Origin of the sequence: Nocardioides secundeburneus (assembly GCF_039939255.1) — a bacterium.
Classification (GTDB): domain Bacteria; phylum Actinomycetota; class Actinomycetes; order Propionibacteriales; family Nocardioidaceae; genus Nocardioides.
The window spans coordinates 1072825-1094585 of the sequence record NZ_JBDUUE010000001.1 but is presented as its reverse complement, the minus strand read 5'-3'; the positions used below and the strand labels follow the sequence as shown (position 1 = coordinate 1094585).

General features: G+C 71.9%; 21 protein-coding genes and 1 pseudogene. 16 read left to right on the top strand and 6 right to left on the bottom strand.

Annotated elements, in window-relative coordinates:
• Window positions 1–14: 14 nt before the first annotated feature.
• Both ABFT23_RS04960 and ABFT23_RS04955 read left to right on the top strand, forming a co-directional pair.
• Complete coding sequence (locus ABFT23_RS04960) at window positions 15–671, top strand: histidine phosphatase family protein (protein WP_347893023.1); 657 nt, start codon at window positions 15–17, stop codon at window positions 669–671.
• An 87-nt stretch (window positions 672–758) separates the two neighbouring features.
• Window positions 759–1115, top strand: a complete 357-nt coding sequence (locus tag ABFT23_RS04955; protein WP_347893022.1) for an NADH-quinone oxidoreductase subunit A — start codon at window positions 759–761, stop codon at window positions 1113–1115.
• Window positions 1116–1166: 51 nt separating this feature from the next.
• Here the strand turns inward: ABFT23_RS04955 and ABFT23_RS04950 are convergent, their stop codons facing one another.
• Complete coding sequence (locus tag ABFT23_RS04950; RefSeq protein ID WP_347893021.1) at window positions 1167–2897, bottom strand: DEAD/DEAH box helicase; 1731 nt, start codon at window positions 2895–2897, stop codon at window positions 1167–1169.
• A 141-nt stretch (window positions 2898–3038) separates the two neighbouring features.
• On the opposite strand from ABFT23_RS04950, the gene ABFT23_RS04945 reads away from it, so the two are divergent.
• A complete protein-coding gene (locus ABFT23_RS04945) occupies window positions 3039–3875 on the top strand; it encodes a hypothetical protein (protein ID WP_347893020.1) in 837 nt (278 codons plus the stop codon).
• Window positions 3876–3916: 41 nt separating this feature from the next.
• Here ABFT23_RS04945 and ABFT23_RS04940 read toward each other — a convergent pair whose 3' ends face one another.
• Both ABFT23_RS04940 and ABFT23_RS04935 read right to left on the bottom strand, forming a co-directional pair.
• Window positions 3917–4045 carry a hypothetical protein gene (locus tag ABFT23_RS04940; protein WP_347893019.1) on the bottom strand — a complete coding sequence of 43 codons (129 nt, stop codon included), beginning with the start codon at window positions 4043–4045 and terminating at the stop codon, window positions 3917–3919.
• Window positions 4046–4080: 35 nt separating this feature from the next.
• Entirely contained in the window at window positions 4081–4302 is a 222-nt protein-coding gene (locus ABFT23_RS04935) for a cold shock domain-containing protein (RefSeq protein ID WP_457622990.1), read from the bottom strand.
• Window positions 4303–4440: 138 nt separating this feature from the next.
• Here ABFT23_RS04935 and ABFT23_RS04930 point away from each other — a divergent pair, with 138 nt between their 5' ends.
• The 3 genes from ABFT23_RS04930 to ABFT23_RS04920 all read left to right on the top strand — a co-directional run bounded on the left by ABFT23_RS04930 (window position 4441) and on the right by ABFT23_RS04920 (window position 6917).
• A complete protein-coding gene (locus tag ABFT23_RS04930; protein WP_347893017.1) occupies window positions 4441–4923 on the top strand; it encodes a DUF6281 family protein in 483 nt (160 codons plus the stop codon).
• A gap of 240 nt (window positions 4924–5163) precedes the next feature.
• A complete protein-coding gene (locus tag ABFT23_RS04925) occupies window positions 5164–6015 on the top strand; it encodes a TolB-like translocation protein (protein ID WP_347893015.1) in 852 nt (283 codons plus the stop codon).
• Between the two features lie 44 nt (window positions 6016–6059).
• Window positions 6060–6917 (top strand): class I SAM-dependent methyltransferase, encoded by an 858-nt coding sequence (locus ABFT23_RS04920; protein ID WP_347893013.1) that lies wholly within the window; start codon window positions 6060–6062, stop codon window positions 6915–6917.
• Between the two features lie 157 nt (window positions 6918–7074).
• On the opposite strand, the gene ABFT23_RS04915 is transcribed toward ABFT23_RS04920, so the two are convergent.
• Both ABFT23_RS04915 and ABFT23_RS04910 read right to left on the bottom strand, forming a co-directional pair.
• Window positions 7075–8310, bottom strand: coding sequence for an HNH endonuclease signature motif containing protein (locus tag ABFT23_RS04915; RefSeq protein ID WP_347893012.1), 1236 nt, complete (start codon window positions 8308–8310; stop codon window positions 7075–7077).
• A gap of 79 nt (window positions 8311–8389) precedes the next feature.
• The gene (locus ABFT23_RS04910; protein WP_347893010.1) at window positions 8390–9634 is read right to left on the bottom strand and encodes an MFS transporter; all 1245 of its coding nucleotides are present in this window, start codon (window positions 9632–9634) and stop codon (window positions 8390–8392) included.
• Window positions 9635–9763: 129 nt separating this feature from the next.
• Between ABFT23_RS04910 and dhaK the strand changes: the two genes are divergently transcribed.
• The 6 genes and pseudogenes from dhaK to ABFT23_RS04880 all read left to right on the top strand — a co-directional run bounded on the left by dhaK (window position 9764) and on the right by ABFT23_RS04880 (window position 14629).
• Window positions 9764–10762 (top strand): dihydroxyacetone kinase subunit DhaK, encoded by a 999-nt coding sequence (gene dhaK / locus ABFT23_RS04905; protein WP_347893009.1) that lies wholly within the window; start codon window positions 9764–9766, stop codon window positions 10760–10762.
• 1 nt (window position 10763) lies between these two features.
• Window positions 10764–11399 carry a dihydroxyacetone kinase subunit DhaL gene (dhaL, locus tag ABFT23_RS04900; RefSeq protein WP_347893008.1) on the top strand — a complete coding sequence of 212 codons (636 nt, stop codon included), beginning with the start codon at window positions 10764–10766 and terminating at the stop codon, window positions 11397–11399.
• Window positions 11396–11779 (top strand): annotated as a pseudogene (gene dhaM, locus ABFT23_RS04895) (dihydroxyacetone kinase phosphoryl donor subunit DhaM); the annotation flags it as partial. The gene dhaL and the pseudogene dhaM, both read left to right, overlap by 4 nt.
• A 90-nt stretch (window positions 11780–11869) precedes the next feature.
• Window positions 11870–12118, top strand: coding sequence for an HPr family phosphocarrier protein (locus ABFT23_RS04890; protein ID WP_347893054.1), 249 nt, complete (start codon window positions 11870–11872; stop codon window positions 12116–12118).
• Between the two features lie 130 nt (window positions 12119–12248).
• Window positions 12249–13742 carry an amino acid permease gene (locus tag ABFT23_RS04885; RefSeq protein WP_347893006.1) on the top strand — a complete coding sequence of 498 codons (1494 nt, stop codon included), beginning with the start codon at window positions 12249–12251 and terminating at the stop codon, window positions 13740–13742.
• Window positions 13742–14629 (top strand): universal stress protein, encoded by an 888-nt coding sequence (locus ABFT23_RS04880; protein WP_347893004.1) that lies wholly within the window; start codon window positions 13742–13744, stop codon window positions 14627–14629. Before ABFT23_RS04885 ends, ABFT23_RS04880 begins: the two co-directional genes overlap by 1 nt.
• A 79-nt stretch (window positions 14630–14708) precedes the next feature.
• Here ABFT23_RS04880 and ABFT23_RS04875 read toward each other — a convergent pair whose 3' ends face one another.
• Window positions 14709–18605, bottom strand: a complete 3897-nt coding sequence (locus ABFT23_RS04875; RefSeq protein ID WP_347893002.1) for an Ig-like domain repeat protein — start codon at window positions 18603–18605, stop codon at window positions 14709–14711.
• Between the two features lie 241 nt (window positions 18606–18846).
• Between ABFT23_RS04875 and ABFT23_RS04870 the strand changes: the two genes are divergently transcribed.
• From ABFT23_RS04870 to ABFT23_RS04855, 4 genes are all read left to right on the top strand, one after another.
• Entirely contained in the window at window positions 18847–19788 is a 942-nt protein-coding gene (locus ABFT23_RS04870) for a LysR family transcriptional regulator (protein WP_347893000.1), read from the top strand.
• Window positions 19789–20039: 251 nt separating this feature from the next.
• Window positions 20040–20279, top strand: coding sequence for a helix-turn-helix domain-containing protein (locus ABFT23_RS04865; protein ID WP_347892998.1), 240 nt, complete (start codon window positions 20040–20042; stop codon window positions 20277–20279).
• A gap of 26 nt (window positions 20280–20305) precedes the next feature.
• Window positions 20306–20845: a 2'-5' RNA ligase family protein gene (locus tag ABFT23_RS04860; RefSeq protein ID WP_347892997.1), complete on the top strand. Its 540-nt coding sequence runs from the start codon at window positions 20306–20308 to the stop codon at window positions 20843–20845.
• Between the two features lie 101 nt (window positions 20846–20946).
• Window positions 20947–21687: a helix-turn-helix transcriptional regulator gene (locus tag ABFT23_RS04855; protein WP_347892995.1), complete on the top strand. Its 741-nt coding sequence runs from the start codon at window positions 20947–20949 to the stop codon at window positions 21685–21687.
• The last annotated feature ends 74 nt before the right edge of the window (window positions 21688–21761 follow it).

The following is a 21761-nucleotide window of genomic DNA, read 5'->3' as shown; positions in this document are numbered from 1 at the left end:
TACGCTGGACGACGATGCGTATCCACCTCCTCCGCCACGGCCAGACTCCCCACAACGTCGCGGGCGCGCTCGACACCGCGCGGCCCGGCGCCGGGCTCACCGAGCTCGGTCAGCAGCAGGCGCGCGCCGTCGTCCCGGCGCTCGACGGCGAGCCCGTCGACGCGGTCTTCTGCTCACCGCTGGTGCGCACCCGCCTGACCGCGCAGCCGCTGGCCGACCACCGCGGCCTGGCCGTCACCGAGGTCGAGGGCCTCGAGGAGATCTCGGCCGGCGACCACGAGCTCGAGACCTCCGCCGAGGCGATCGGCGCCTATGACGCCAACCTCGACGCGTGGATGGCCGGCGACCTCAACCACACCCTCCCCGGCGGCGCCGACGGTCACGCGTTCCTCGCCCGCTACGACGCCGCCCTCCGCGCGGTGGTCGCGGCGACGCCGTCCGGCGGGACGGCGGTCGTGGTCAGCCACGGCGCCGCCATCCGCGCCTACCTGGTGCTGCGTCTCGGCGCCCCCGACCGTCGGCTCGCCAACACCGCCCGCGCGGTGCTCGACGGCGACCCCGACACCGGCTGGACGATGACGTCGTGGACCGGCGACCCGGTCGGCGGCTCCCACCTGCGCGACGACCGTGCGCACGACGTCACGGGCGAGCCCGACCCGCACGTGGTCTGACCGGCTCGGTAGTCTCGGGGCACCTCCCGCAGCACGCACGAACACCCGCCTGGCTCGGGCGACAAGGACCTCGAGGACACCGTCGCCATGGATCTCTACCTGCCCGTCGTCGTGCTCACCGCCCTCGCGGGCGCGTTCGCGGTCGGCTCGCTGCTCACCAGTGCCGTCGTCGGCCCCCGTCGCGCCAACCTGGCCAAGACGGCGTCGTACGAGTGCGGCATCGAGCCGGCCGAGGGCGCCCGCGGCAACACCATCCCGGTGCGCTTCTACACCGTGGCGATGACCTTCATCATCTTCGACGTCGAGATCATGTTCCTCGTGCCGTGGGCGATCCACTTCGACGCGCTCGGCACGATCGGCTACGTGGCGATGATGATCTTCCTGCTCAACCTGACCATCGCGTTCGCCTACGAGTGGAAGCGCGGCGGCCTCGACTGGGACTGAGTGGCGTCGCGCCGCCGTCGCAGCAATTCATCGGACGGTCCGTCCAGTCGTTCAGGCGGGCCCTGCGCCCACATCGGTCAGGCTCGACGGCGGCAGCCAGTCGGCGCCGAGCAGGTCGGCGAGGTCGGCGAGACCGCTGGTGTCGCTGCCGACGGTCTCGGACGCCGCCGCGATCCGCTCGACCATCACCCGACCGACCTGCTCCTCGACCGTGCCCTCGGCGTAGGCGACGTGCCACGGCGAGACCTGGTGGTCGCGGTGGGTCCGACCGGTCACCTGGCGACCGGCGATGCCCGAGAAGCGGGCCTGGTGGAACACCCCGACCCGCGGCTCGGTGCTCGCGCGGCGTCCGTCGACCAGGGTCTCGCCGGCGTGCAGGCTGATCGAGGCCACCGTCGTGAACACGCAGACCTTCGCCTGCCCGGTCTGGAAGCGGAGCCGCTCGGCCTCGACGTCGAACCGGTCGCGGCCGTAGATCGTGGCGACCTCGAGGCCGGCGTCGCGCAGCCGGCCGGCGATGGGGTCGGCGGCCGTGGCGACGAACTCGACCGAGCACGCGACCTGCCGCTCCGCCTCGACCTGCTGGGCGATCCAGGCCACCGTGGAGTCGACCCGGATGAGCCCGGCCTTCTGGCGGAACCGCAGCAGCGCGGCTCGGCCGCGGGCGACGTTGCGACCGCGGCGCGCGACGTCCATCTCGCGGCAGAACTCGCCCCACTCGGCCTCGTAGGCCGTCCGCTCGGACGGCGACAGCGCCACCGGCATGCCGGAGATCGGCACCGGCCCCCAGGGCGCGGCGCGGTGGAGCATCGCGGGCGGCCGCTCGTCGGCCAGCCAGCCCCGCACCAGCGCGAGGTCGGCGGAGCGGCGCGCCGGGTCCGTCGTCCACGTCGCGCCGTACCGGCCCTGCTCGACCCCGACGCCGTGGCGCTCGACCGCGGCGGCGAACGTCTGGTCCGGCTGGGTCGCCGACGTCCAGGACCGCACCGGCTCGCCGTGCACCTGGGCGTAGGCGGGCGCGAGGTAGGGCAGCTCGAGCGGCGTGTGGCCGGGTGTCGCGGTCGTGGCGATGACGAACGGCGCGGCGTCGTGGGGCTTGCCGTGGCCGGAGACCTTCGTCCAGAGCTTCCACCGCTTGGTCGTCGTCCGGCGCAGCGCGTGCGCCTCGTCGGCGACGATCACGTCCCAGGCGTGGTCCGCGACCTTCTCCAACCGGTCCCACGTGATGACGACCCACTCGAGGCCGCCGTCGCCCAGCGTCGCGATCGTGCGGCACCAGTGGCCGATGGTGATGGCCGCCGGCCGGTCGGCCACCACGAGCACGCGCCGCGCACCGCGGAGGTCGCCCACCGCGGTCGCGCCGAGCACTGCCGAGACGGTCTTGCCCACGCCGGGCTCGTCGGCGAGCAGGAACAGGCGGCCACCGGCCTCGGCGCGGGCCGCGATCGCGTCGGCCGCCTCGAACTGGAGCCGGCGGGGCTCGAGCGCGTCGGTCGGGTCGGGGGCGGGCGTGGGGTCACCGGGGTTGAGCTGGTTCTCGACGAACCGGCCGAGCGTGTACGGACCGGGCACGTACGGCGCCAGGTGGGCCGGCACGGACCGACCGACGTGCAGGTGCGCCTTGACCGCCGGGTGCCACGTGGCGCCGTCGACCTGGACGCCGTAGGGGACGTCGAGCACCCACAACCGCTCACCAGGACCGGGGGTCGGCAGCGGGCGCGACCCGCCGCGGCGCGACGTCGGGCGGCCGCGACGTGCGCGCGATCGGCGGGTGGTAGCCACCCCCGGACGCTATCGACGTCGACCTGGGCCCCGGACGCGGCTCGGCGTTCCGCCGGGCCTCGGAACCGAGAGGTGCCGGCCGCCGTCTGGTTCGTGATTGCATGACCCACCCCGAGTTGCCGCACCACCCGAGGAGCCCCCGTGTCCTACGCCGCCCCGCCGCCGCCGTCCATGCCGCCGATGCCGCCGTCGCCGCCGTCCGGCGCCGCTCGACGCAGCCGCACGCCGTGGTTCGTGGCCGCCCTGGCCGCGCTGGTCGCGATCGCCGCGGTCGTCGCCCTGGTCGTGGTCCTCGCGACCGGCGACGACAGCGACTCGGGTCGCGGCGCCGACCGCGGCTTCGACTCCCCGGAGGAGGCGGCGCGGTTCATGGTCGAGCGCCTGGCCGACGGCGACGCGGGAGCGGCGGCCGAGGCCTTCGCGGTCGACTCCGTCGTCGACGGCTACGACTTCGAGGCGCTGGCCGAGCGTCTCCGGGTCCTGCAGTTCAACACCTGGCTGCCCGGCGGTTCCACCGGCTACGACGACCTCAACCGGGAGGTGCGCCGCGGCGAGGTCGCGGCCGAGCTGCGCTCCGTCGTCCGCAGCGTGCTCGTGCCCGACGTCGACTTCACCCAGACCGTGCCCGTCGACGGTGACCAGACCGCGGCCGGTCTCGCGACCGACCTCGACCCCGCACCGCTCTCCGAGCTGTCGGTGGTTCGCGTCGACGACGTCGACCGCGACGACGACCGCTACCGCGAGTCGCTCGAGCAGCAGGCCGCGATCTTCGGCGCCGACGAGATGCGCACCGTCGCGATGCTCCTCGACACCGCCGAGGGTCAGATGATGGGCGGCGCCACCGCGGTGCGCTACGGCGACGACTGGGCGCTCATGCAGCTCTCCGCCCCGCTGCTCAACCTCTCGCCGTCGCGGTTCGAGCGTGTCACCGAGCAGGACTACCAGGACGCCGTCGACTCGGCGCGCGGGACGGACTGAGCGCGTCTGGTCGCCGGGGCCGTTGTCCGGCGACGGCGCGTTCAGCCGCCAATGCTGAACCCGGAGTCACTGTTGGCCAGGAGGCCGAAGGCGACCAGGAGCAGAGCCGAGATGGTCACCACCACGCCCAGGGTCACCGGCCACTCGGGTCGCTTGCGGTTCGACGCCACCGGTGGATCGTCACACATCGTCAGGGCCGCGCCCGCTACGTGCGGCCTGGTCGGCGTGCCTTGCCGATGACCGACACGTTCTCAGCGTGGTGGCGACCGTGGTCGGCGAGCCCGCCGCGCCAGGTGAACTCGACGCGCTGTCCCTCTGCGAGGAACTTGCAGCCGTCCATCTCGATGTCCGCGAAGTGGACGAAGAGAACCTCGCCATCGTCGGCAGTGATGCGGCCGTATCCCTTCTCCTGCTTGAACCATCGCACCGTGCCGGTGCGCTGGACGCCGTACAGCTCCGGTCGACGAACGTCGAGGTCTTCGCTCACCCGCTGAGCCTAGGAGTTCGATCGCCTACGCGCCGACCCGATTTTGCAACCGCCAGCCCGCCGGAGCCCGCGGCGCGGATGGTCGGGCATGGCCCAGGAGGCGGCGTCAAGCCGACCTGCGAGCTTCTCCGGAACCGCAGAGCCGATCTGCACGTCCAGCTCGTCGTGATGCTCAGACGGAGGGTGCCCGTCGCCGCGTGTGCGGCGATGTTCCTCGTGGCTACCGGCTGCGACGGCGACTCGACGGGGAGCGCAGCCGACTGTGCCGTGTTCCTCGAGTGGGACGGCGGCCTGTACGAGGGCATCCACGTGGACCAGGTCGTCGACTCGACTCAGACCCTCGGCACCGGGCAGGTGTCCAGCTGCGGCGATCAGGGCCCCGAAGCCCGAGGGGCGTACTTCGACGACTCCTCGGCGTCCGTGACGCTTCGCCCTGTCAGAGGGGTGTCGGCGACCGAGGCTGTGGTCGTCACGTACGGGAGCGGCTCGACCCTCTACTTCGCTGGAGACGTTCCCGGTGATCGACGCGACGCCATCCTGGCCGATCTGCGGTTCCACTAGAACGGCTTGCGGGCGGACCATGCACCGCTCGCGCCATGGTCGGCTCCGCGCACACGTGTGAATCGCCCTGGGTTTCTTGGAGGCTCTGGCGAGTAGCGGCGATTCTCCGCTGCGGCTCTGTGTCAGACCTACGCTTCGCCTGTGCGTCGTCTTCTTGTGGGCTTGATTCTGGCTGCGTCGGTTCTACCTTCGGCTGGAGCTATCGCGCCAGGTCCGGTCCCACCTGTTCCGACGTCGGCCATGCTCACGTCTGGCTCGGATGAACGCGTCGTCTGGAACGACACCCTGCGGGGTCTACGCATCGTCTCCGCGCGCACCGACGGGACCGACCGCAGGGTGATCTATGAGCGGACTTCACAGGACGCCTACAACCTGGTGCTCAGCCCCGACGAGTCCATGGTCGCCTTCGCCCCGTTCGACAGACGCGGTCCGGCAACCCGGTTGATGGTCGTGCCTACCACCGGCGGACAGGCCCGCAACCTGTTCCCTCGGCGCAGCGGCGCGATTGGCCTCGGACCCATCGGATGGTCGCGCGATGGCCGACGGCTGATCTTTCAGTCCTTCGTCGAGGAACCGGCCAAACCCCAAGTGGAGGCACGGTTGTTCTCGATTCGAGTCTCCGACCGTCACCTGCGTCGCGGGCGGCCGGTCAACGGTCGTGCTCTCGGGGTCGCCTCGGGTGATGTAGCCGTCACGCGCCGAGGCATCGTCACGAAAGACGGAAACACCATTCGGCTCTTCCCGACGCTCGGCCCAGGCTCCAAGTCGCGCGTGATAGCACGAAACGCCTACGACATGCGCACCTCCGGCGACGGCCGCTGGATCTTCTACACCCGAGCCGTCGGGCGTCACCAGTCACTGCAACAAGTACGCGCCACCGGCGGGACCTCCACCACGGTCGTGCGTTGGCGATTGGACGGCCTCGACAAACCATATGCTTTCGCGCCGGACACGACCGGCGCGCGGCTGCTCGTGGTCGGCGAAGAACGCACGGCACAGCCCGTCACCCGATACACACGAGTGCTCGAAACCAGCACCGGCGACAGCGCAGATCTCCCGCTGAGAGTCCGAGGGATCATCGCAGCTTGGTAGAACCGCGGCGGCGTCCGGCTATGGCTCGGCCTCGCGTCGGCGCGATGGCACAGCTCGCGGCGCCGTCGAGAGCCCCGGACGGCGGCATCGTCGGGGCGGAGCCCCGACAGCGGCATGGTCGGGCGGAGCCCCGCGGCGCGGTGTGTCTTGTCGCTTCGATGACAGACTCGCCCGTCACGACCTCGGGACACGCATTCGAACAGCAGCCAGATCATTACGACACATTCGCGGAAGCGTACGCGCGGGCGAACGAGAACGGACTGTTCAACAGGTGGTACGCGCGACCAGCCGTGCTGGACCTGCTCGGTGACGTCGCTGGGCGACGAATTCTGGATGCTGGCTGCGGTTCCGGTCCTCTCCTTGCCGACCTGACCGAGCGTGATGCCCGCACAGCCGGGTTTGACGCGAGTCCCGCAATGATCCAGCTCGCCCGTCAGCGACTCGGCGACGAGGCCGACCTGCAGGTGGCAGACCTGACCCAGACGCTTCCCTATGAAGACGCGACCTTCGACGACGCGCTAGCAGTGCTTGTCCTCCACTACCTGGAGGACTGGTCGGGTCCGTTGCGCGAGCTGCACCGCGTGCTGCGCGATGGCGGTCGTCTCGTCGTGGTGGTCAACCACCCGGTCATCCCACCTGTCATGTACCCCGAGATGGACTACTTCGCGACCGAGCCGAACGACGAGGACTACGACTTCGACGGCATCACCGCGACGTTGACGATCTGGTACCGGTCTCTCAGCGCGATGTCGGAGTCCTTCACCACGGCCGGCTTCCGGATGATGGCCATCACCGAGCCGCCGGTGTCTCCTGACACGCCGCCCGAGGTGCTGCCACCGGCCGCACCTGACCCGACCCGATTCATCGGATTCATCTTCTTCACCCTCCAAGCCGCCTCCTGACGCCCCTCGGGTGGGCCCGCTCACGGTCGTATGGGCCCACGTGCGAGAGATCCACGCGTCCGCACGTCGGCACGTGCGGGCGTACGGATTGCTCAAGCCAGCAGCAACGACGCCCGATGACGACGGACGTCCGACTGAGCGAGGTAGGGCTCGCTGATCACCGACGCATCGGGTGGCTGCGACTTCGTCGGGTGTGGGCCTGGTGGTGGTGGAAGGGGCAAAGGACCTCGGCGGTGCGGAGGTCGGTGGTGCCGCCGTCGGCCCAGGGTTGTCGGTGGTGGAGGTGGCACAGGTAGGCCGGGACGTCGCACCCGGCGTGTTCGCACCTGCGTTGTTCGGTGATCTTGGCCAGGCGTTGGGTCGGGGTGTGGAACCGGTGCCGGCGCCCGGTGGCAAGGACCTCACCGTCGGCGTTCATCCACATCGGGATGATCCCGGCCTCGCACGCCAGACGCAGGAACTCGGTGTGGGAGACCCGGACCCCGGTATCGAGGCACGCTGCCTTCACCCGGCCCTGGAGGGCGTCGTAGTCACCGATCACGACCACGGTCGCGTTCAACCCACCGACCTTCGGCAGCGCAGTGGCGGGGATCCGTTCGATCCACTCACAGAACGCCTGGCCGAGCTTCCGCGCCGACGGCACCGTGACGTCGTAGGACCCGGGACCGTGCTCGGCGCGGACGGCCTTCGGGGCGGCGAGGGCGTGGAGGTGCTTGCGGAGCATCGAGGCCTGCGCGGTCGGGATCGTGAACCGGCCATGGGTCATGCCGGCGCCGTCGTCACGCATCGTGAACCGCGTGGCGGCGCGTGCTTCGGTCTCGAGCCGCTCGAGTGCCTTCGACTCGCGTTCGTCGGCGGACTCGGGGTCGAGGTGGACGTAGATCTCCCGACCCAACCGCGCCAGCGCGGTCGCGTCATCATCAGCGGCCTCGGTGAGCAGGAAGCACTCGGCGCGCTGCTGGTCGTGGGCGCTGAAGCGGTCGTCGTCGAGCCGGTCGACCTGGCCCGCGATCGCGACCGCCTGCTCGGCGTGCACCGCGCCGCGGGCCATCGCGGCCCGGGTCGACTCCAGCTCACGCAGCGCCGCAGCGAGGTCGACCTTGGCGTTCGCGGCCCGGCGGGTGACGTGTGTCTGCTGCTGCAGCCACCGTGGGGTGTCTCGGCACGAGGCCCGGTCGGGCAGACCAGCCGCGACGGCTTGTCCGATCACCCGCGCCTCGACCTCGGCGACCCCCGCGGCGACTCGTGCCGCCAGGCCGACCAGCCGGGTCATCGTGGCCTCGTCGAGCGACCACGTCGCGACCTCGGCCAGACCTGTCAGCTCGTCGAGCACCCCGCACAGGAACTCCTCGATCGGGTGACCCGACCGAGCGACCTCGGAGTGCTCTGACATGAGTCCATCCAAGCACCCACCACCGACACAAACCGACCGAGAATCCCGCTCAACCACGGGGGTTTCTCGGTCCGCTTCGTCAAGCCGGGCAGGGCTCCGGGCACGGCCCGTCGACGACCCCGGCCACCGCACCCCGGGATCGGGCGCCGAGCAGCTCGGGCACCAGCGTGAGCAGCGCGACCGCCGCCAGCGCAGCTCCGACGACGAGGGGGGCGAGGACGCCGTAGGCGTCGGCCACGACGCCGCCGGTCGCGGTGCCGAGGAGGATGCCGGCGGTGACGACGGTCGGCGTCATCGCGAGGATCGCGGGGGTCGCGCCGCCGACGTCGATGATCCGCGCGGTGTGGGCGGCGTTGAGGCTGACGCCGGTGGCGCCGACGACCACGAGCGCGACCACGACGACCGGCAGGGATCCCGGGGCGAGCCGGAAGGCCACGAGCCCGGCCAGCAGCAGGGCGGTGCCGATCGCGATCACACGGGCCGGCCCGGTGTGGGTGACGCGGCCGACGTACCAGTTGCCGACCACCGACGCGAGGCCGTAGAGCGCGAGCAGCCACGGCACCAGGTCCTCCGAGACGCCGGTCTCGTCCTGCAGGATCGCGCTGAAGAATCCGAAGGCGACCAGCGTGCCGCCGGTCGTGAGACCGGCCGTGACCAGTGCGCCCCACAGGCGGAGGCCCGAGAGCTGTCCAACCAGCTCGCGCGCGGTCACCGGCGCAACGCCGTCGACCGACGGCAGGGCGAGAGCCACCGCGACGGCGGCGAGCAGCACCACGACGGTGTCGGCGTGGAAGGCGCTGCTCCAGCTGAGCGCCTGGCCGCCGAATGTCGCGAGCGGCAGGCCGAGCGTGGTGCCGATCGTGACGCCGGCGAAGACGCGCGACGTCGCCCGCGGCTGCGCCTCGCCCGGCACCATGCGGGTCACGGTGGTCAGCGCCACCGAGAAGTACGCCGCCAGCGCGAGGCCGCTCAGGGCCCGCATCGCCAGCATCACCGGCCATGGCGACAGCACGCCGATCGTCTGCACGACCGCGAAGACGACCAGCAGCGCGGGCAGCACGGTGCGCGGGCCGAAGCGCGACAGCGGCATGCCCACGAGCCAGCCGCCGAGCACCTGCCCGGCGGCGAACCCGGAGATGAGCATCGACGCCGCGCCGACGCTGACCCCGACGTCGCGCGAGATCTCGGGCAGCAGCCCGGCCGCCATGAACTCGCTGGTCACCATCGCGAAGACGCCGAGCGCGATCAGCCAGATGGACGACGGGACGCCGCCGTCGGCCGGCGCTTCGAGCGGCTTCTCGGGTCGGGTCGAGGTGTCGGTCACGTCAGGTCGCAACCCCGACCGCGAGCGAGGTGTTCCCCGGGGGCTTGCGGCCGGGCCCCGGAAGCGGTTCCTTGGCAGGAGGAGAACGGCAGCGCCGACGACGTCGACGCCAGACCCCAGGAGCGCGACATGAAGAAGCTCATCAACGACCCGGCGGCCGTCCTGGCCGACGCCCTGCGCGGCATCGAGGCGGCGCACCCCGAGCTCCGCGTCGACCACCAGCACCGCGTGATCTACCGCGCCGAGCCCAAGCAGGACGGCAAGGTCGCCATCATCTCCGGCGGCGGCTCGGGTCACGAGCCCCTGCACGGGGGGTTCGTCGGGCCGGGCATGCTCGACGCCGCTTGCGCCGGCGAGGTGTTCACCTCGCCGACGCCCGACCAGGTCGTCGAGGCGACGACGGCGGTCGACCGCGGGGCCGGCGTCCTGCACATCGTGAAGAACTACACCGGCGACGTGATGAACTTCGAGATGGCCGGCGAGCTGGCCGCGGCCGACTCCGGCGTCCGGGTCGAGACCGTGGTCACCGCCGACGACGTCGCCGTGCAGGACTCGACCTACACCGCCGGACGGCGCGGGGTCGGCCTGACCGTGCTGCTCGAGAAGATCGTCGGCGCGGCCGCCGAGGAGGGCCAGGACCTCGACGCCGTCGTCGCGCTCGCTCAGCGGGTCAACGACTCCGGCCGCTCGATGGGCATCGCCCTGACGAGCTGCACCGTACCCGCGGCCGGACGGCCGACCTTCGACCTGCCCGACGACCAGATGGAGGTCGGCGTCGGCATCCACGGCGAGCCCGGACGCCGTCGGGTGCCGTTGGCGCCGGCGTCCGAGATCGCCGAGATGCTGGTCGAGCCCGTGCTGGCCGACCACGACCTCACCGGTGGGCCGGCGATCGTGATGCTCAACGGCATGGGCGGCACCCCGCTGATCGAGCTCTACGTGCTCTACGGCGAGGTGGCGCGGCTGCTCGATGCCGCCGGGGTGCCGGTGGCGCGGCGCCTGGTCGGCAACTACATCACCTCGCTCGACATGGCCGGTGCGTCGCTGACGGTGCTCGGCGCCGACGACGACCTGCTGCGCCTGTGGGACGCGCCGGTCGACACCTCCGGACTGCGCTGGGGCGTCTGAGATGGCCGACACCCTCACGCTCGAGGGCGCGATCGCCTGGCTGGGCGCCTTCCGCGACGCCGTGCACGAGCACGGCGACCACCTCACCGAGCTCGACTCCGCCATCGGCGACGCCGACCACGGCTCGAACCTGGTGCGCGGCACCGACGCGGTGATGGCCGCGCTCGACCCGCCGCCCGACACGGTCGCCGCGCTGGGCAAGAAGACCGGCATGACGCTGGTGACCTCGGTGGGCGGCGCGAGCGGACCCCTCTACGGCACCTTCTTCCTGCGGGCGGGGGCCGCCGCCGGCGACGTCACCGAGCTCGACGCCGCGGCTCTCGGCACGGTGCTGCGGGCCGGAGTCGACGGCATCCGGTCGCGCGGCAAGGCCGAGCTCGGCGACAAGACGATGTACGACGCCCTCGGCCCCGCCGTCGACACCTACGACGCGGCCGTGGCCGCGGGTGACGACATCGCGACGGCGGCGCGGGCGGCGGCCGCGGCCGCCGCGGAGGGCCGCGACGCGACCGAGCCGATGGAGGCCCGCAAGGGCCGCGCCAGCTACCTCGGCGAGCGGAGCGTCGGGCACGTCGACCCGGGCTCGGCCTCGGCGACGATGCTGCTCGAGGCGCTCGCGAGGACCCTCGCCCCGTGATCGGCATCGTCGTCGTCTCGCACAGCGCGGCCCTGGCCGCGGCCGCCGTCGACCTGGCCGCGCAGATGGTGCCGACCGGCGGACCGGTGGTCGCGGTGGCCGCCGGCACGACCGACGGCGGCCTCGGCACCGACGCCACCGAGGTCGCCGCGGCGCTCGAGCAGGCGGCGTCGCCCGACGGCGTGCTGGTGCTGATGGACCTCGGCTCGGCGGTGCTCAGCGCCGAGCTGGCTCTCGAGCTCAGTCCTCCCGAGGACCACGAGGTCCGGCTGAGCGGCGCCCCGCTGGTCGAGGGGCTGGTGGCGGCCGTCGTGCGTGCGGCCGGCGGAGCCGACCTGGCGACGGTGGCCGCAGAGGCCGAGGGCGCCCTCGAGCCCAAGCGAGTCGCGCTCGCTCCCGCCGACCCACCCGCCGACCCACCCGAGCCTGCGTCGTCGGCCGACGGGCCGGGCCGGGACGGCGTCGTCCGGGTGACGCTGCGCAACCCGCAGGGCCTGCACGCCCGGCCCGCCGCCCTGCTCGCCACCGCCGTCGGCGACCTCGACGCCGAGGTCCGGATCTCCCACGGCGGCCGCGACGCCGACGCCGGCAGCTCGCTCGAGCTGATGGCGCTCGGCGCCGGGCAGGGCGCCGAGCTCGAGCTGTCGGCGTCCGGCCCCGACGCCGCGACGGCACTGCGGGTCGTCGGCGACCTCGTGGCCGACGGGTTCGGCGAGTAGGCCGCCGGCCCGCCGGGCGCCCGTGTCACCACGGCATGAAGTTTTGCGGCAGGGGCTCGCCCGGAGACCGTGGTGGGTCTAGCGTGCGAAGCCTGTCGGGGCCGCTCGTCCCCGAGCGCGGGAGGGCGAGATGACTGACGTGAGCAACCGGCCGACCACGTTCGGCGAGCAGCTACGGCGACGCAAGCCGATCGCGGCGCAGAAGGGCGGCCACGGCGGACCCGAGCTCGAGCGCAGCTTCGGCACGTTCCAGCTGATGCTGTTCGGCGTCGGCGCCACCGTGGGCACCGGCATCTTCTTCGTGCTGCAGGAGGCCGTGCCCGACGCCGGCCCGGCGGTCGTGGTGGCGTTCCTGGTCGCCGGCGTCGCGGCGGGCCTGTCGGCGATCTGCTACGCCGAGGTCGCCAGCGCGATCCCGGTCAGCGGGTCGACGTACTCCTACGCCTACCACTCGATGGGCGAGGGCGTGGCGATGGTGGTCGCCGCCTGCGTGCTGCTCGAGTACGGCGTCAGCTCGGCCGCGGTGTCGGTCGGGTGGAGCGGCTACTTCAACGAGCTGCTCGAGAACCTCTTCGGCTGGCACCTGCCCGACGCGCTGTCGTACTCCCCCATCCCCTACGAAGACAACGTGACGGGCCTGGTCAACCTGCCGGCCGTCGTCCTGGTGCTGATGTGCCTGCTGCTGCTGCTGCGCGGGGCGAGCGAGTCGGCGCGGGTCAACACGATCATGGTCCTCATCAAGCTCGGCGTGCTGCTGCTGTTCACCGTCATCGCCTTCACCGCCTTCGAGGGCGACCACTTCAGCAGCTTCTGGGACTCCGGCGCCGCCGGCATCAGCGCGGCGGCCGGCACGATCTTCTTCTCGTTCATCGGACTCGATGCCGTCTCGACCGCCGGCGAGGAGGTACGCGACCCCCAACGCGCCCTCCCACGAGCGATCATGGGTGCGCTCGTCGTCGTGGTCGCGATCTACGTGCTCGTCGCCGTCTCGGGCGTCGGCGCCCAGCCGGTCGCGGAGTTCGAGAGCGAGGAGCAGCAGAGCGCCGGCCTCTCGGTGATCCTCGAGAACATCACCGGCTCGGGCGTGCCAGGCACCATCCTGGCCGCCGGCGCCGTCATCTCGATCTTCTCCGTGACGCTGGTGACGCTCTACGGCCAGACCCGCATCCTGTTCGCCATGGGCCGCGACGGCATGTTGCCGAAGCGGTTCGCCTCGGTCAACCCGCTGACGCTCACGCCGACGTTCAACACGATCGTGGTCGCGGTCGTCGTCGCCCTCATCGGCGGGTTCGTGCCGGCCGACTACCTCTGGGACACCGTCTCGATCGGCACCCTGATCGCCTTCATCGTCGTCGCCACCGCGGTGCTCGTGCTGCGCCGCACCCAGCCCGACCTCGAGCGCCCGTTCCGGGTGCCCGGCTACCCGGTCACCCCGGTGCTCACCATCGTCGCCTGCGTCTACGTGCTCTCGGGCCTGGCCGCCGTCACCTGGCTGATCTTCGCCGTCTGGCTCGCCGTCGTCATGTCGTTCTACCTGCTGTGGGGACGACGCCACGCCGCGCTCGAGCGGGGGGTGGTGGCCGACACCGAGGTGCCCGACCAGCCGACGCCGGGCGGCCACTGATGACCGTGGTGGTCGGCTACTCGCCGGCCAAGGGGGACCCCTCGCCGCTGCACCTCGCCGCGACGCTGGCCCGGTCGGCACGTGACGACCTGCTCGTCGTGGTCGTCGTCCCGGCCGCGTGGCCGACCCCGGTCGCACGCGGCGCCGACCGCGACTACGAGGCGTGGACCCGCGAGGAGGGCGCCCGGTCGGCATCCGCCGCCGGCGAGGTGCTCGCCGGGCTGTGCCCCGACGTCTCGTCGTCGGTCCTGGCGACGCCGGGCAAGTCCGAGGCCGCGACCCTCATCGAGCAGGCCGAGCGGGTCGACGCGTCGCTCATCGTCGTCGGGTCACGCGCCGAGGCGCCGGACGACCCCGGCGGCACGATCGTCGTCAGCTCAACCGGCGACCGGCTCCTCCACTCCTCGCCGGTACCGGTCGCCATCGCGCCGCGCGGCTTCCGCGCCGCCCCCGACGCCCGCGTCACCCGCGCCACCTGCGCCTTCCGCGGCGACGAGGCCTCGACGTCGGTGCTCGAGCGCACCGCGGCCATCTGCCGCGAGGTCGGCGCGGCGCTCCGCGTCGTCACGTTCGGCGTGCGCGGCAGGACGATGTACCCGCCCGAGGTGGTGGGCGAGACCGAGGTGCTGAGCGCCTACGTCGAGCAGGCCTCGGCGCGCCAGCGCGACGCCGTCGACGCCCTCGTCGGCTTCGAGCCCGGCGAGGTCGAGACCGCGGTCGCGACCGGCCCCACCTGGCCCAGCGCCCTCGCCGGCGTCACCTGGGAGCGCAGCGACGTGCTCGTCGTCGGGTCGTCGGCGGCCAGCATGGTGTCACGGTTGTTCCTGGGCTCCACCGCGACCCGGATCATCCGGGCCTCCCCGGTGCCGGCGGTCGTGGTGCCCTGAGCGCCTCCCCCGCACGACGTCGGGGCCGGGCGTCTGGGACGCCCGGCCCCGACCCGGAGGGCTCGACCTGCCGCGTCGACTAGCGGCGCTTGGTCACCCTCAGCGCGACCTTGACCTTCGCCGCGCCGATGTTGCGGTCACCGGCGTAGGACACGGTCAGCGTGCGCGAGCCGGCCTTCTGCCTCGGCAGCCGGACGACGGCCCTGCCGGCCGCGTTCAGCCGACCGGTCGCGATCACCGTGCCGGCGCGGCGGACCTCGACGCGGCCACCAGGCCTGACCCCGGGCGCCGAGACCGAGACCCGCAGCGCGGGACGTGTGCCGGCCTTGGGCTTCTTCGGGGCCAGTGCGGCCTTGACGGTCGACCGGGCCTTGGCCACGACCAGGCGCAGCGCGGAGGAGGCGCCCTCGTTGCGTGCGTCGCCGCTGTAGACGACGGTCAGCTGGTGCGTTCCGGCGGACAGGCTGAGTCGCGGAATGGCGACCTTCGCCGTACCTGCCCTGACCGGGGCGGTGCCGAGCACGGTCGATCCCTTCGAGACCGTGACCGTGCCGGTGGGCGACCTGCCGGTGACCACGGCGGTCACCACGCTCGGCCGGCCGTAGGTCGCCGGCGTCGCGGCGGTGCGCAGCGACGTGGCCGCCTTCTCGACGTGCTCCACGTCGACGAACGGCACGACCTTCGCCTGCCGGGGACCGAAGGAGAGGTACTTCTGGTCGTTGCCCCACCACAGCGTGTTGAGGCGGCCGACCTTCGGCGTCTGGACCTGGACGATGCCGCGGTCGAGCTGCACGTTCGCCAGCGCCGAGGAGTAGTCGATGACGATCTCGTTGGTGCCGTCGACCAGGTAGTCGCTGACGTCGGCGACCGGCTTGGTCCAGCTGACGCCACCGGTGTAGAGGTCGGTGCCGACCAGCGGGACCTGGTTGCCGCGACCGTCGTCGATCGTGGGCTTGCCCACGCCGCCGACGTCCTTGCGCACCTTGGTCGGGTTGGTCGAGACCTCGCCGCCGACCTTGCGGCCGTTGACCCACACGACCATCGACTCCTCGAGCGTGTCGCCGAAGTCGAGGTAGGCACCCGACGCCGCGTCGGCGTCCCACTCGAACGTGGCCTCGTAGTGGCCCTTGCCCGACACGGCCCTGCCGACCTCAGGGATCTCGTCCCACGTCGTGAGCGTGTCGAGCTCGACGTCGATGTCGGTCGTGAGCGTCGAGGACTTGTAGTTCGTCGTGGTCAGCCCGTCGATCGTCTCGGTGCGCACGAGGTCGCCGGGCGTGGCGCTCGGACGCCACGACTCGACCGTGAGGTCCCAGTCGGTGATGTCGTAGGCAGCGGGGACGTCGACGGCCTTGCTGATCGTCGTCCCGTCGCTGAGCTCACCGGTGACGACGCCCGACCGCGTGGCCCGCATCGCTACGCCGTCGTCGGTGGCGAACGCCGAGTCGGCGTTGGTCTCGACGACGTGCAGCTGCGCGGCGTCGACCTTCTCGAACGCCAGGAGGGCGATGTTGTTGAAGTCGAGGTCGATCGGCACGACGGTCTTGCCGTCCTCCCAGCGGTAGTCGGCCAGCTGGGTGGTCCGACCCGTCCAGGCGTCGATCGTGTACGGCACGAACAGGCCGTCCTTGACGATGTCGGTCGTGATGTTCTGCCCGTGCGTGGCCGCCCGCACGCTCGGCTTCAGGCTCTTGTCGAGGTAGTCGGCCGAGTCGTAGTTGAACACGTAGACGTACTCGTTGCCCTCGGCGTCCTGCCGCGTCTGGGTCAGCAGCTGCAGGTTGGGCTCGGGGTAGCCGGTGTAGGGCTCGACCCCGAGCTCCTGGAGCTTCTCCATGACGTTGTCGTCGTAGCCGCCGGGCTGGGGGCTGAAGTAGTCGATGTCGTCGTAGACCGTGGCCCGGCGCACCGTGGGCAGCGACTTCAGCTCGTCGGTGACCTTCTTGAGCGCGCCGTCCTTGCCGTCGTCGAACGGGGTGCGCGACGCGGCGTCCTCGAGGACGACGACCTTGAGGCCCTTCTTGGCCCACTGCAGCAGGCGCTTGGCCGCCTCGATGTCGAGCCAGTCCTGGTAGAGCACGACGGCCTTGTAGCCGGCCTTCTCGATCGTCTTGGTCTTCTCGTCGAAGCGGACGTCGTCGTCGAAGAGGAACTTCGGGCTGAAGTAGTCGTAGGTGTAGCCGTTGTCCTGCAGCTCGGTCGAGCGGTAGTAGACGCCCTGGTGCGCGAGCTGCCAGTTCATCTTGTTGTTGTCGCTGCCGATGTCGGTCTGGTAGTTGACGCCGTGGATCCACTTCTGGTTGACGAACCCGACGTCGGTGCGGCTCTTGCCGGTCTGCAGCAGCTGCTGCACGCGGCCGAGGTGGGCGTTGAACTCGTCGTAGTCGGAGTAGCCCGGGTTGCGGGTGCCGAGCTGACGGAAGCCGGTCGGGTTGTGGCCGGGCCACGCCTTGTTGCCGTAGCTGTAGCCCGCGCCCCACACGTGCCAGACCATGCGCTGGAAGCCGGCCGCGTAGGCGGAGTAGGCGTCGCGCACGTCCATCTGCCGGGTGCCGTTGTAGGTGGGCAGCTGGGCCCCCGTCTCGGAGGACAGCACCTTGTTCTCGAGCTTGGCCGCGCCGGTCCAGAGACGGAAGATGTCGACCTGGTTGTACTGGTTGAAGTTCTCGGCCTCAGGGTAGTCGACGTCCATCGACGGCTCGGACATCTCGATCGGGCGCCCGTAGGAGATCTGCGCGCGGGTCTCGATGCCCACGGAGTTCAGCCACGTCTTGAGCGGCTGCAGCATGCGCTCGCGGTAGAGCTGGGTGAGCACGTCCTGGTAGTCGTTGATGATGCCCTGACGACGCTGCTCGGCGCCGTCGAGCTTGTAGGTGCCGGTGTTCCGCACCTCGTGGTACGGGTGGTACGGCGTGGCCGCCACACCGCTGATGAGGAACAGGTACGGCGTGACGTCGTAGCCCTTGCGCTTCTTGAACTCCGCGGCCATGTCCTCGGCCCACCAGGTGAAGCCGGTGCCGGTGTTGATCTCGAGCGAGTCCATGAACAGCTGGACGTCACCCTCGGCGATCTTGGCCCGGAGCGCCGGGTCGGCGAGGTAGTTCCTCTCCCAGAACGCCCGCAGCGCCGCGACGCCGCGCTCGTCGAAGTAGTTGGTGGCGTAGCTCGGCACGGCCGAGGGGCTCGAGGCGTGGAACGTGCCCTGGGTCCACAGGCCGAAGACCCGGTAGGTGCCGTCGTTCGGCGCGGTCCAGGACAGGTTCTGCGTCCACGCGTCGGAGCCCTGGGTGACGAGCGGCTTCAGGTCGACGAAGCTGGCCGGGTCGACGGTGTCGCCGTCGGTGACCCTGTAGGCGTAGGCGGTGACGAACCGGGCGCCGTCCTTGCGGGCGGCCGCGGCCGGCGCGGTGAGCGCGGTGAGCGTCTGCCCCGGCGCGACCGTGCCGGTGCCGAGCGTGAGGTTCTGCATGGCCTGCTGGCTGGTCGGGTCGAGGCCGGGCACGTTGGACGTCGCCCAGTTGGTGCCCGAGGTCAGGTAGACCGCCATGCCCAGGTCGAGCAGCTTGTTCATCATCAGGTTCCACTTGTGGGTCCACATCGCGGAGCCGTAGGCGTAGTCGGCGTCGGCCGCGCCGGCGTCGCTCTGCATGCACAGCTCGACACCGCGGTAGCCGGCGTCGTAGAGGGCCTGGACCTCCTCGAGCAGCGTCTCGTCGGTGTTGGCCGCCTCACCGAGCCACCAGCGGACGTCGGTGCTGTAGACGCGGTCGGGGTCGACGTACTTCGACTCCAGGTGGCGCGCGAACTCCGAGCTGCGCGGCTGGGCCGCGGTCCGCAGGAAGTCCGTGGTCGCGCGGGGGGCGGCCGGCTCCGACCGGCTCGAACGGTCACGCGACTCGTCCGCCACCGCGGAGAGCGGGCTCACGGCCGTCAGCCCCAGGGCCGTCGAGACGACGAGCGCCAGCCCGGCACCCACCGGCCCTCTCTTGATCACTGCTCTCACGTCGTCCAACCCCTCAGTCGTGTCGATGGCAGGCCGTCGGGCGCGCCGGGACATGGCGCGCTCTCGAGCGGCGGCCGGGCGATTTGAACGTTTCACCCGGGTCGTGATCGTGGCAGCCGTCACAGGCGACAACAAGCCGTCCCGCTGAAGATGGCCGCATCCCATCACCCCGGTCCGCCCCGGATCGTGGGCCGGGATGGACCATGCTGCGAGCGTGACCGCGGACTCGAACCTGCGCCGACTCGACCTCAACCTGCTCGTCGTCCTCGACGCCCTCCTGCGCGAGCGCAACGTGTCGCGCGCGGCGCGTGACCTGCAGGTGAGCCAACCGGTCGCGAGCGCGGCGCTGGCCAAGATCCGGCGGTTCTTCGACGACCCGATCCTCGTGCGCCAGGGCCGCTCCTACGAGCTCTCGGCGCTCGCGCAGCAGCTGCGACCGGCCGTGGCCGAGGCGCTGCAGGCGGTGCGACGCGTCACCGACGCCCGCAAGAGCTTCGACGCGAGCGAGGAGTTCGAGGTCTCGATCGTGTGCAGCGAGGTGCTGGCGATCCTGCTGGTCCCCGAGATCGGACGCCGCATGCGGCTGGAGGCGCCCCGCAGCCGCCTGCGTGTGCGCGAGCCCGCCGAGCTCGGAGACGTCTCGGTCGACTCGATGCTCGCCGGCTACGTCGACGGGCTGATCCGCCCGCACGGTGCCCCGTCGGGGCTCGAGCACATCGACCTGCTCGTCGATGAGTGGGTGCTGGCGGTCTCTGCCGACGACCCGGCCGAGTCGTTGACCCTCGTGGACCTCGAGACCCGGCCCTGGCTGGTGGCCCGGCTGCCCAGCGGCGACCTGGCGCCCGGCATGCGCACGCTGCTCTCGACCGGCATCCGGCCGCGGATCGACGTCGACGTCGCCGGCTCGATGGCCATGCCGTTCTTCCTCCAGGGCACCGACCGGGTGGCCGTCATCGGACGTCGCCTCATCACCGACCTCGGCGAGACGATGGGCATCCGCGAGATCCCCGGCCCGGTGTCGCTGGGCGGGCTCCGCCAGGCGCTGTGGTGGCATCCGAGCCGGCGCGACGACCCGGTGCACCGCTGGTTCCGCTCCATCACCCGCGAGGCCGCGAGCCGCCTGTCACCCGAGCTCGTCCCGCCCGCCCAGCTATAGCGCCGCGGCATGCGAACCATAGGCAGCTGCGTCTTCCCGACCCCGGTCGCCTGCGCCATCGTTGGCACCCAGTCGGCGGCCCGCTGACGACGTCCAGCCGGCGTCGGGTCGTCCGCCCGACGTCGACCAGCCGCGCCGAGCGTGGCGACCGCTCGCGACGTCCCCGACGGCGCGACCGACGGCCCAGGCCGTCGCCACCGCGACCCGGGGACGCGCCGCGCCGCCGTGCCGTGCCCCGACCCGAGGACGCCGTGAACGACGCACCCTGCCTGGATCCCGTGCAGACCGAGTCGAGGACGCTCGACGTCTCCCCCGACGACGCCCTCATGCTGGCGATGTTCGCGCGCGCCGCGACCCGGCCCGAGGTGGCCGAGCGGCTCGGGTGCAGCACGGCCACCGTCGACCGCCGGGTCGCCCGCCTCAAGTCCGACCTGCAGGTCGACACCCTCATCGAGGTGATCGTGTTCGCCGTGCGGCGCCGGCTCATCTGAGGAGACGGCATCGGTAGCCTCCGGCCATGACCGGCCACCGCGGAGGACACGCCGTCCTCGCGGTGCCAGTGCTGGCGCTCGACCCGTTCGTGCGTGCGCAGACCGCCCGCCAGGACGCCTCGTTCCTGTCGGCCGACCCGTCGTTCAGCAACGCCCACGTCACGGTGCTCGGACCGTGGCTGGAGCACCCGACGCCAGCCGACCTCGCTGCGGTGGGCGCGGTCGTCGCCGAGGAGCCCGCGTTCGAGGTGACGCTGCGGGTCGTGCGCGAGTTCCCCGACGGCCTGCTCCACCTGACGGTCGAGCCGGCCTCACCGTTCGAGCGGCTCACCTCGGCCCTCGCCGAGGCGTTCCCCGCCACGCCGCCCTACGGCGGACGCTTCGCCCACCCGGTGCCGCACCTGACAGTGGGGCACCGACTGACCGGCGCCTCCCCCGAGTCGATGACGGCCGACCTCGCCGGGCTGCTGCCGGTGCGTACCGCCGTCGAGCGGCTCGACCTGCAGTGGTGGGCCAACGACGACTGCCACGTCCGCCACTCCTGGGCGTTCGGCACCGGAAGCTGAGCACGACCCGGCCGGTCAATCGCCCGCGCGGGTGGGCACACCCGGTTCGTCGGTGAGGCACGGTGGGGATGCCCCGCTTCCTTCGACGAAGGAAGTACCCCGTGACACCACGCCCGTCCGCTCCGTCCCGCCCCTCCGTCTCGCCGACCGACACGTCTTCCATCGCGTCGTCCGGCGACCTGCAGAGGATCATCGAGGCGGTCAACGCCGCGACCGTCGAGGTCCGGCGACCTACGACCACCGTGGGCGATCCCGCCCGCCGCACCGAGGAGCTCGCCCCGCGCGAGGCGCAGATCATGGCGCTCATCGCGGCCGGGCTGTCGAACCGCGAGATCGCGCTGTCGCTCGACCTGTCCGTCAACTCGGTCAAGACCTACATCCGCTCGGCCTACCGCAAGTGCCAGGTGACGTCGCGCTCGCGCGCCGTCCGCTACTGGCTCGAGCTCACCGGACCGTCCCCGGCCGACGCCGCCGAGACGCCCGGCGGCGGCGACGCCGGCGTCCCGTCTCGTACGGTCACGCTGTCCGACGCCCAGGCCGAACGGGTCGCCGACGCCGAGACGGCCGCCCGCGTCCGCCGGGCCGAGGGCGCGCCACCCACCCGTCCACGCGTGCGTCCCCTGCTGCTGCGTCAGCTCGGCACCGAGCTCGACCGTCACGGCTGGGCGCGACGCGACCTGCCGAGCGCCGCCCGCGACCAGGTGCTCGAGCTCATGGAGGCCGCCCACCTGTTGAGCGTCGACCTCGGCGACCTGGTCCGCGTCGAGACCGTCTACGACCCACGCGGACGCGTGCTGGTCAGACTCAGCGTGCCGCCGCGCCCCGAGCGCGTCGGCGCCTGACCCCAGAACGACCCCGCGAGCCCCGCGAGTCGGCGCAACACGGCGGTGGGGCCGTCCACGGACGGCCCCACCGC

Coding starts and splice junctions, on each gene's coding strand:
- ABFT23_RS04960 (WP_347893023.1), top strand. CDS start 15: ATGCGTATCCACCTCCTCCGCCACGGCCAGACTCCCCACAACGTCGCG.
- ABFT23_RS04920 (WP_347893013.1), top strand. CDS start 6,060: ATGGCACAGCTCGCGGCGCCGTCGAGAGCCCCGGACGGCGGCATCGTC.
- ABFT23_RS04880 (WP_347893004.1), top strand. CDS start 13,742: ATGACCGTGGTGGTCGGCTACTCGCCGGCCAAGGGGGACCCCTCGCCG.
- dhaK (WP_347893009.1), top strand. CDS start 9,764: ATGAAGAAGCTCATCAACGACCCGGCGGCCGTCCTGGCCGACGCCCTG.
- ABFT23_RS04915 (WP_347893012.1), bottom strand. CDS start 8,310: ATGTCAGAGCACTCCGAGGTCGCTCGGTCGGGTCACCCGATCGAGGAG.
- ABFT23_RS04885 (WP_347893006.1), top strand. CDS start 12,249: ATGACTGACGTGAGCAACCGGCCGACCACGTTCGGCGAGCAGCTACGG.
- dhaL (WP_347893008.1), top strand. CDS start 10,764: ATGGCCGACACCCTCACGCTCGAGGGCGCGATCGCCTGGCTGGGCGCC.
- ABFT23_RS04930 (WP_347893017.1), top strand. CDS start 4,441: ATGGTCGGGCATGGCCCAGGAGGCGGCGTCAAGCCGACCTGCGAGCTT.
- ABFT23_RS04955 (WP_347893022.1), top strand. CDS start 759: ATGGATCTCTACCTGCCCGTCGTCGTGCTCACCGCCCTCGCGGGCGCG.
- ABFT23_RS04925 (WP_347893015.1), top strand. CDS start 5,164: ATGCTCACGTCTGGCTCGGATGAACGCGTCGTCTGGAACGACACCCTG.
- ABFT23_RS04860 (WP_347892997.1), top strand. CDS start 20,306: ATGACCGGCCACCGCGGAGGACACGCCGTCCTCGCGGTGCCAGTGCTG.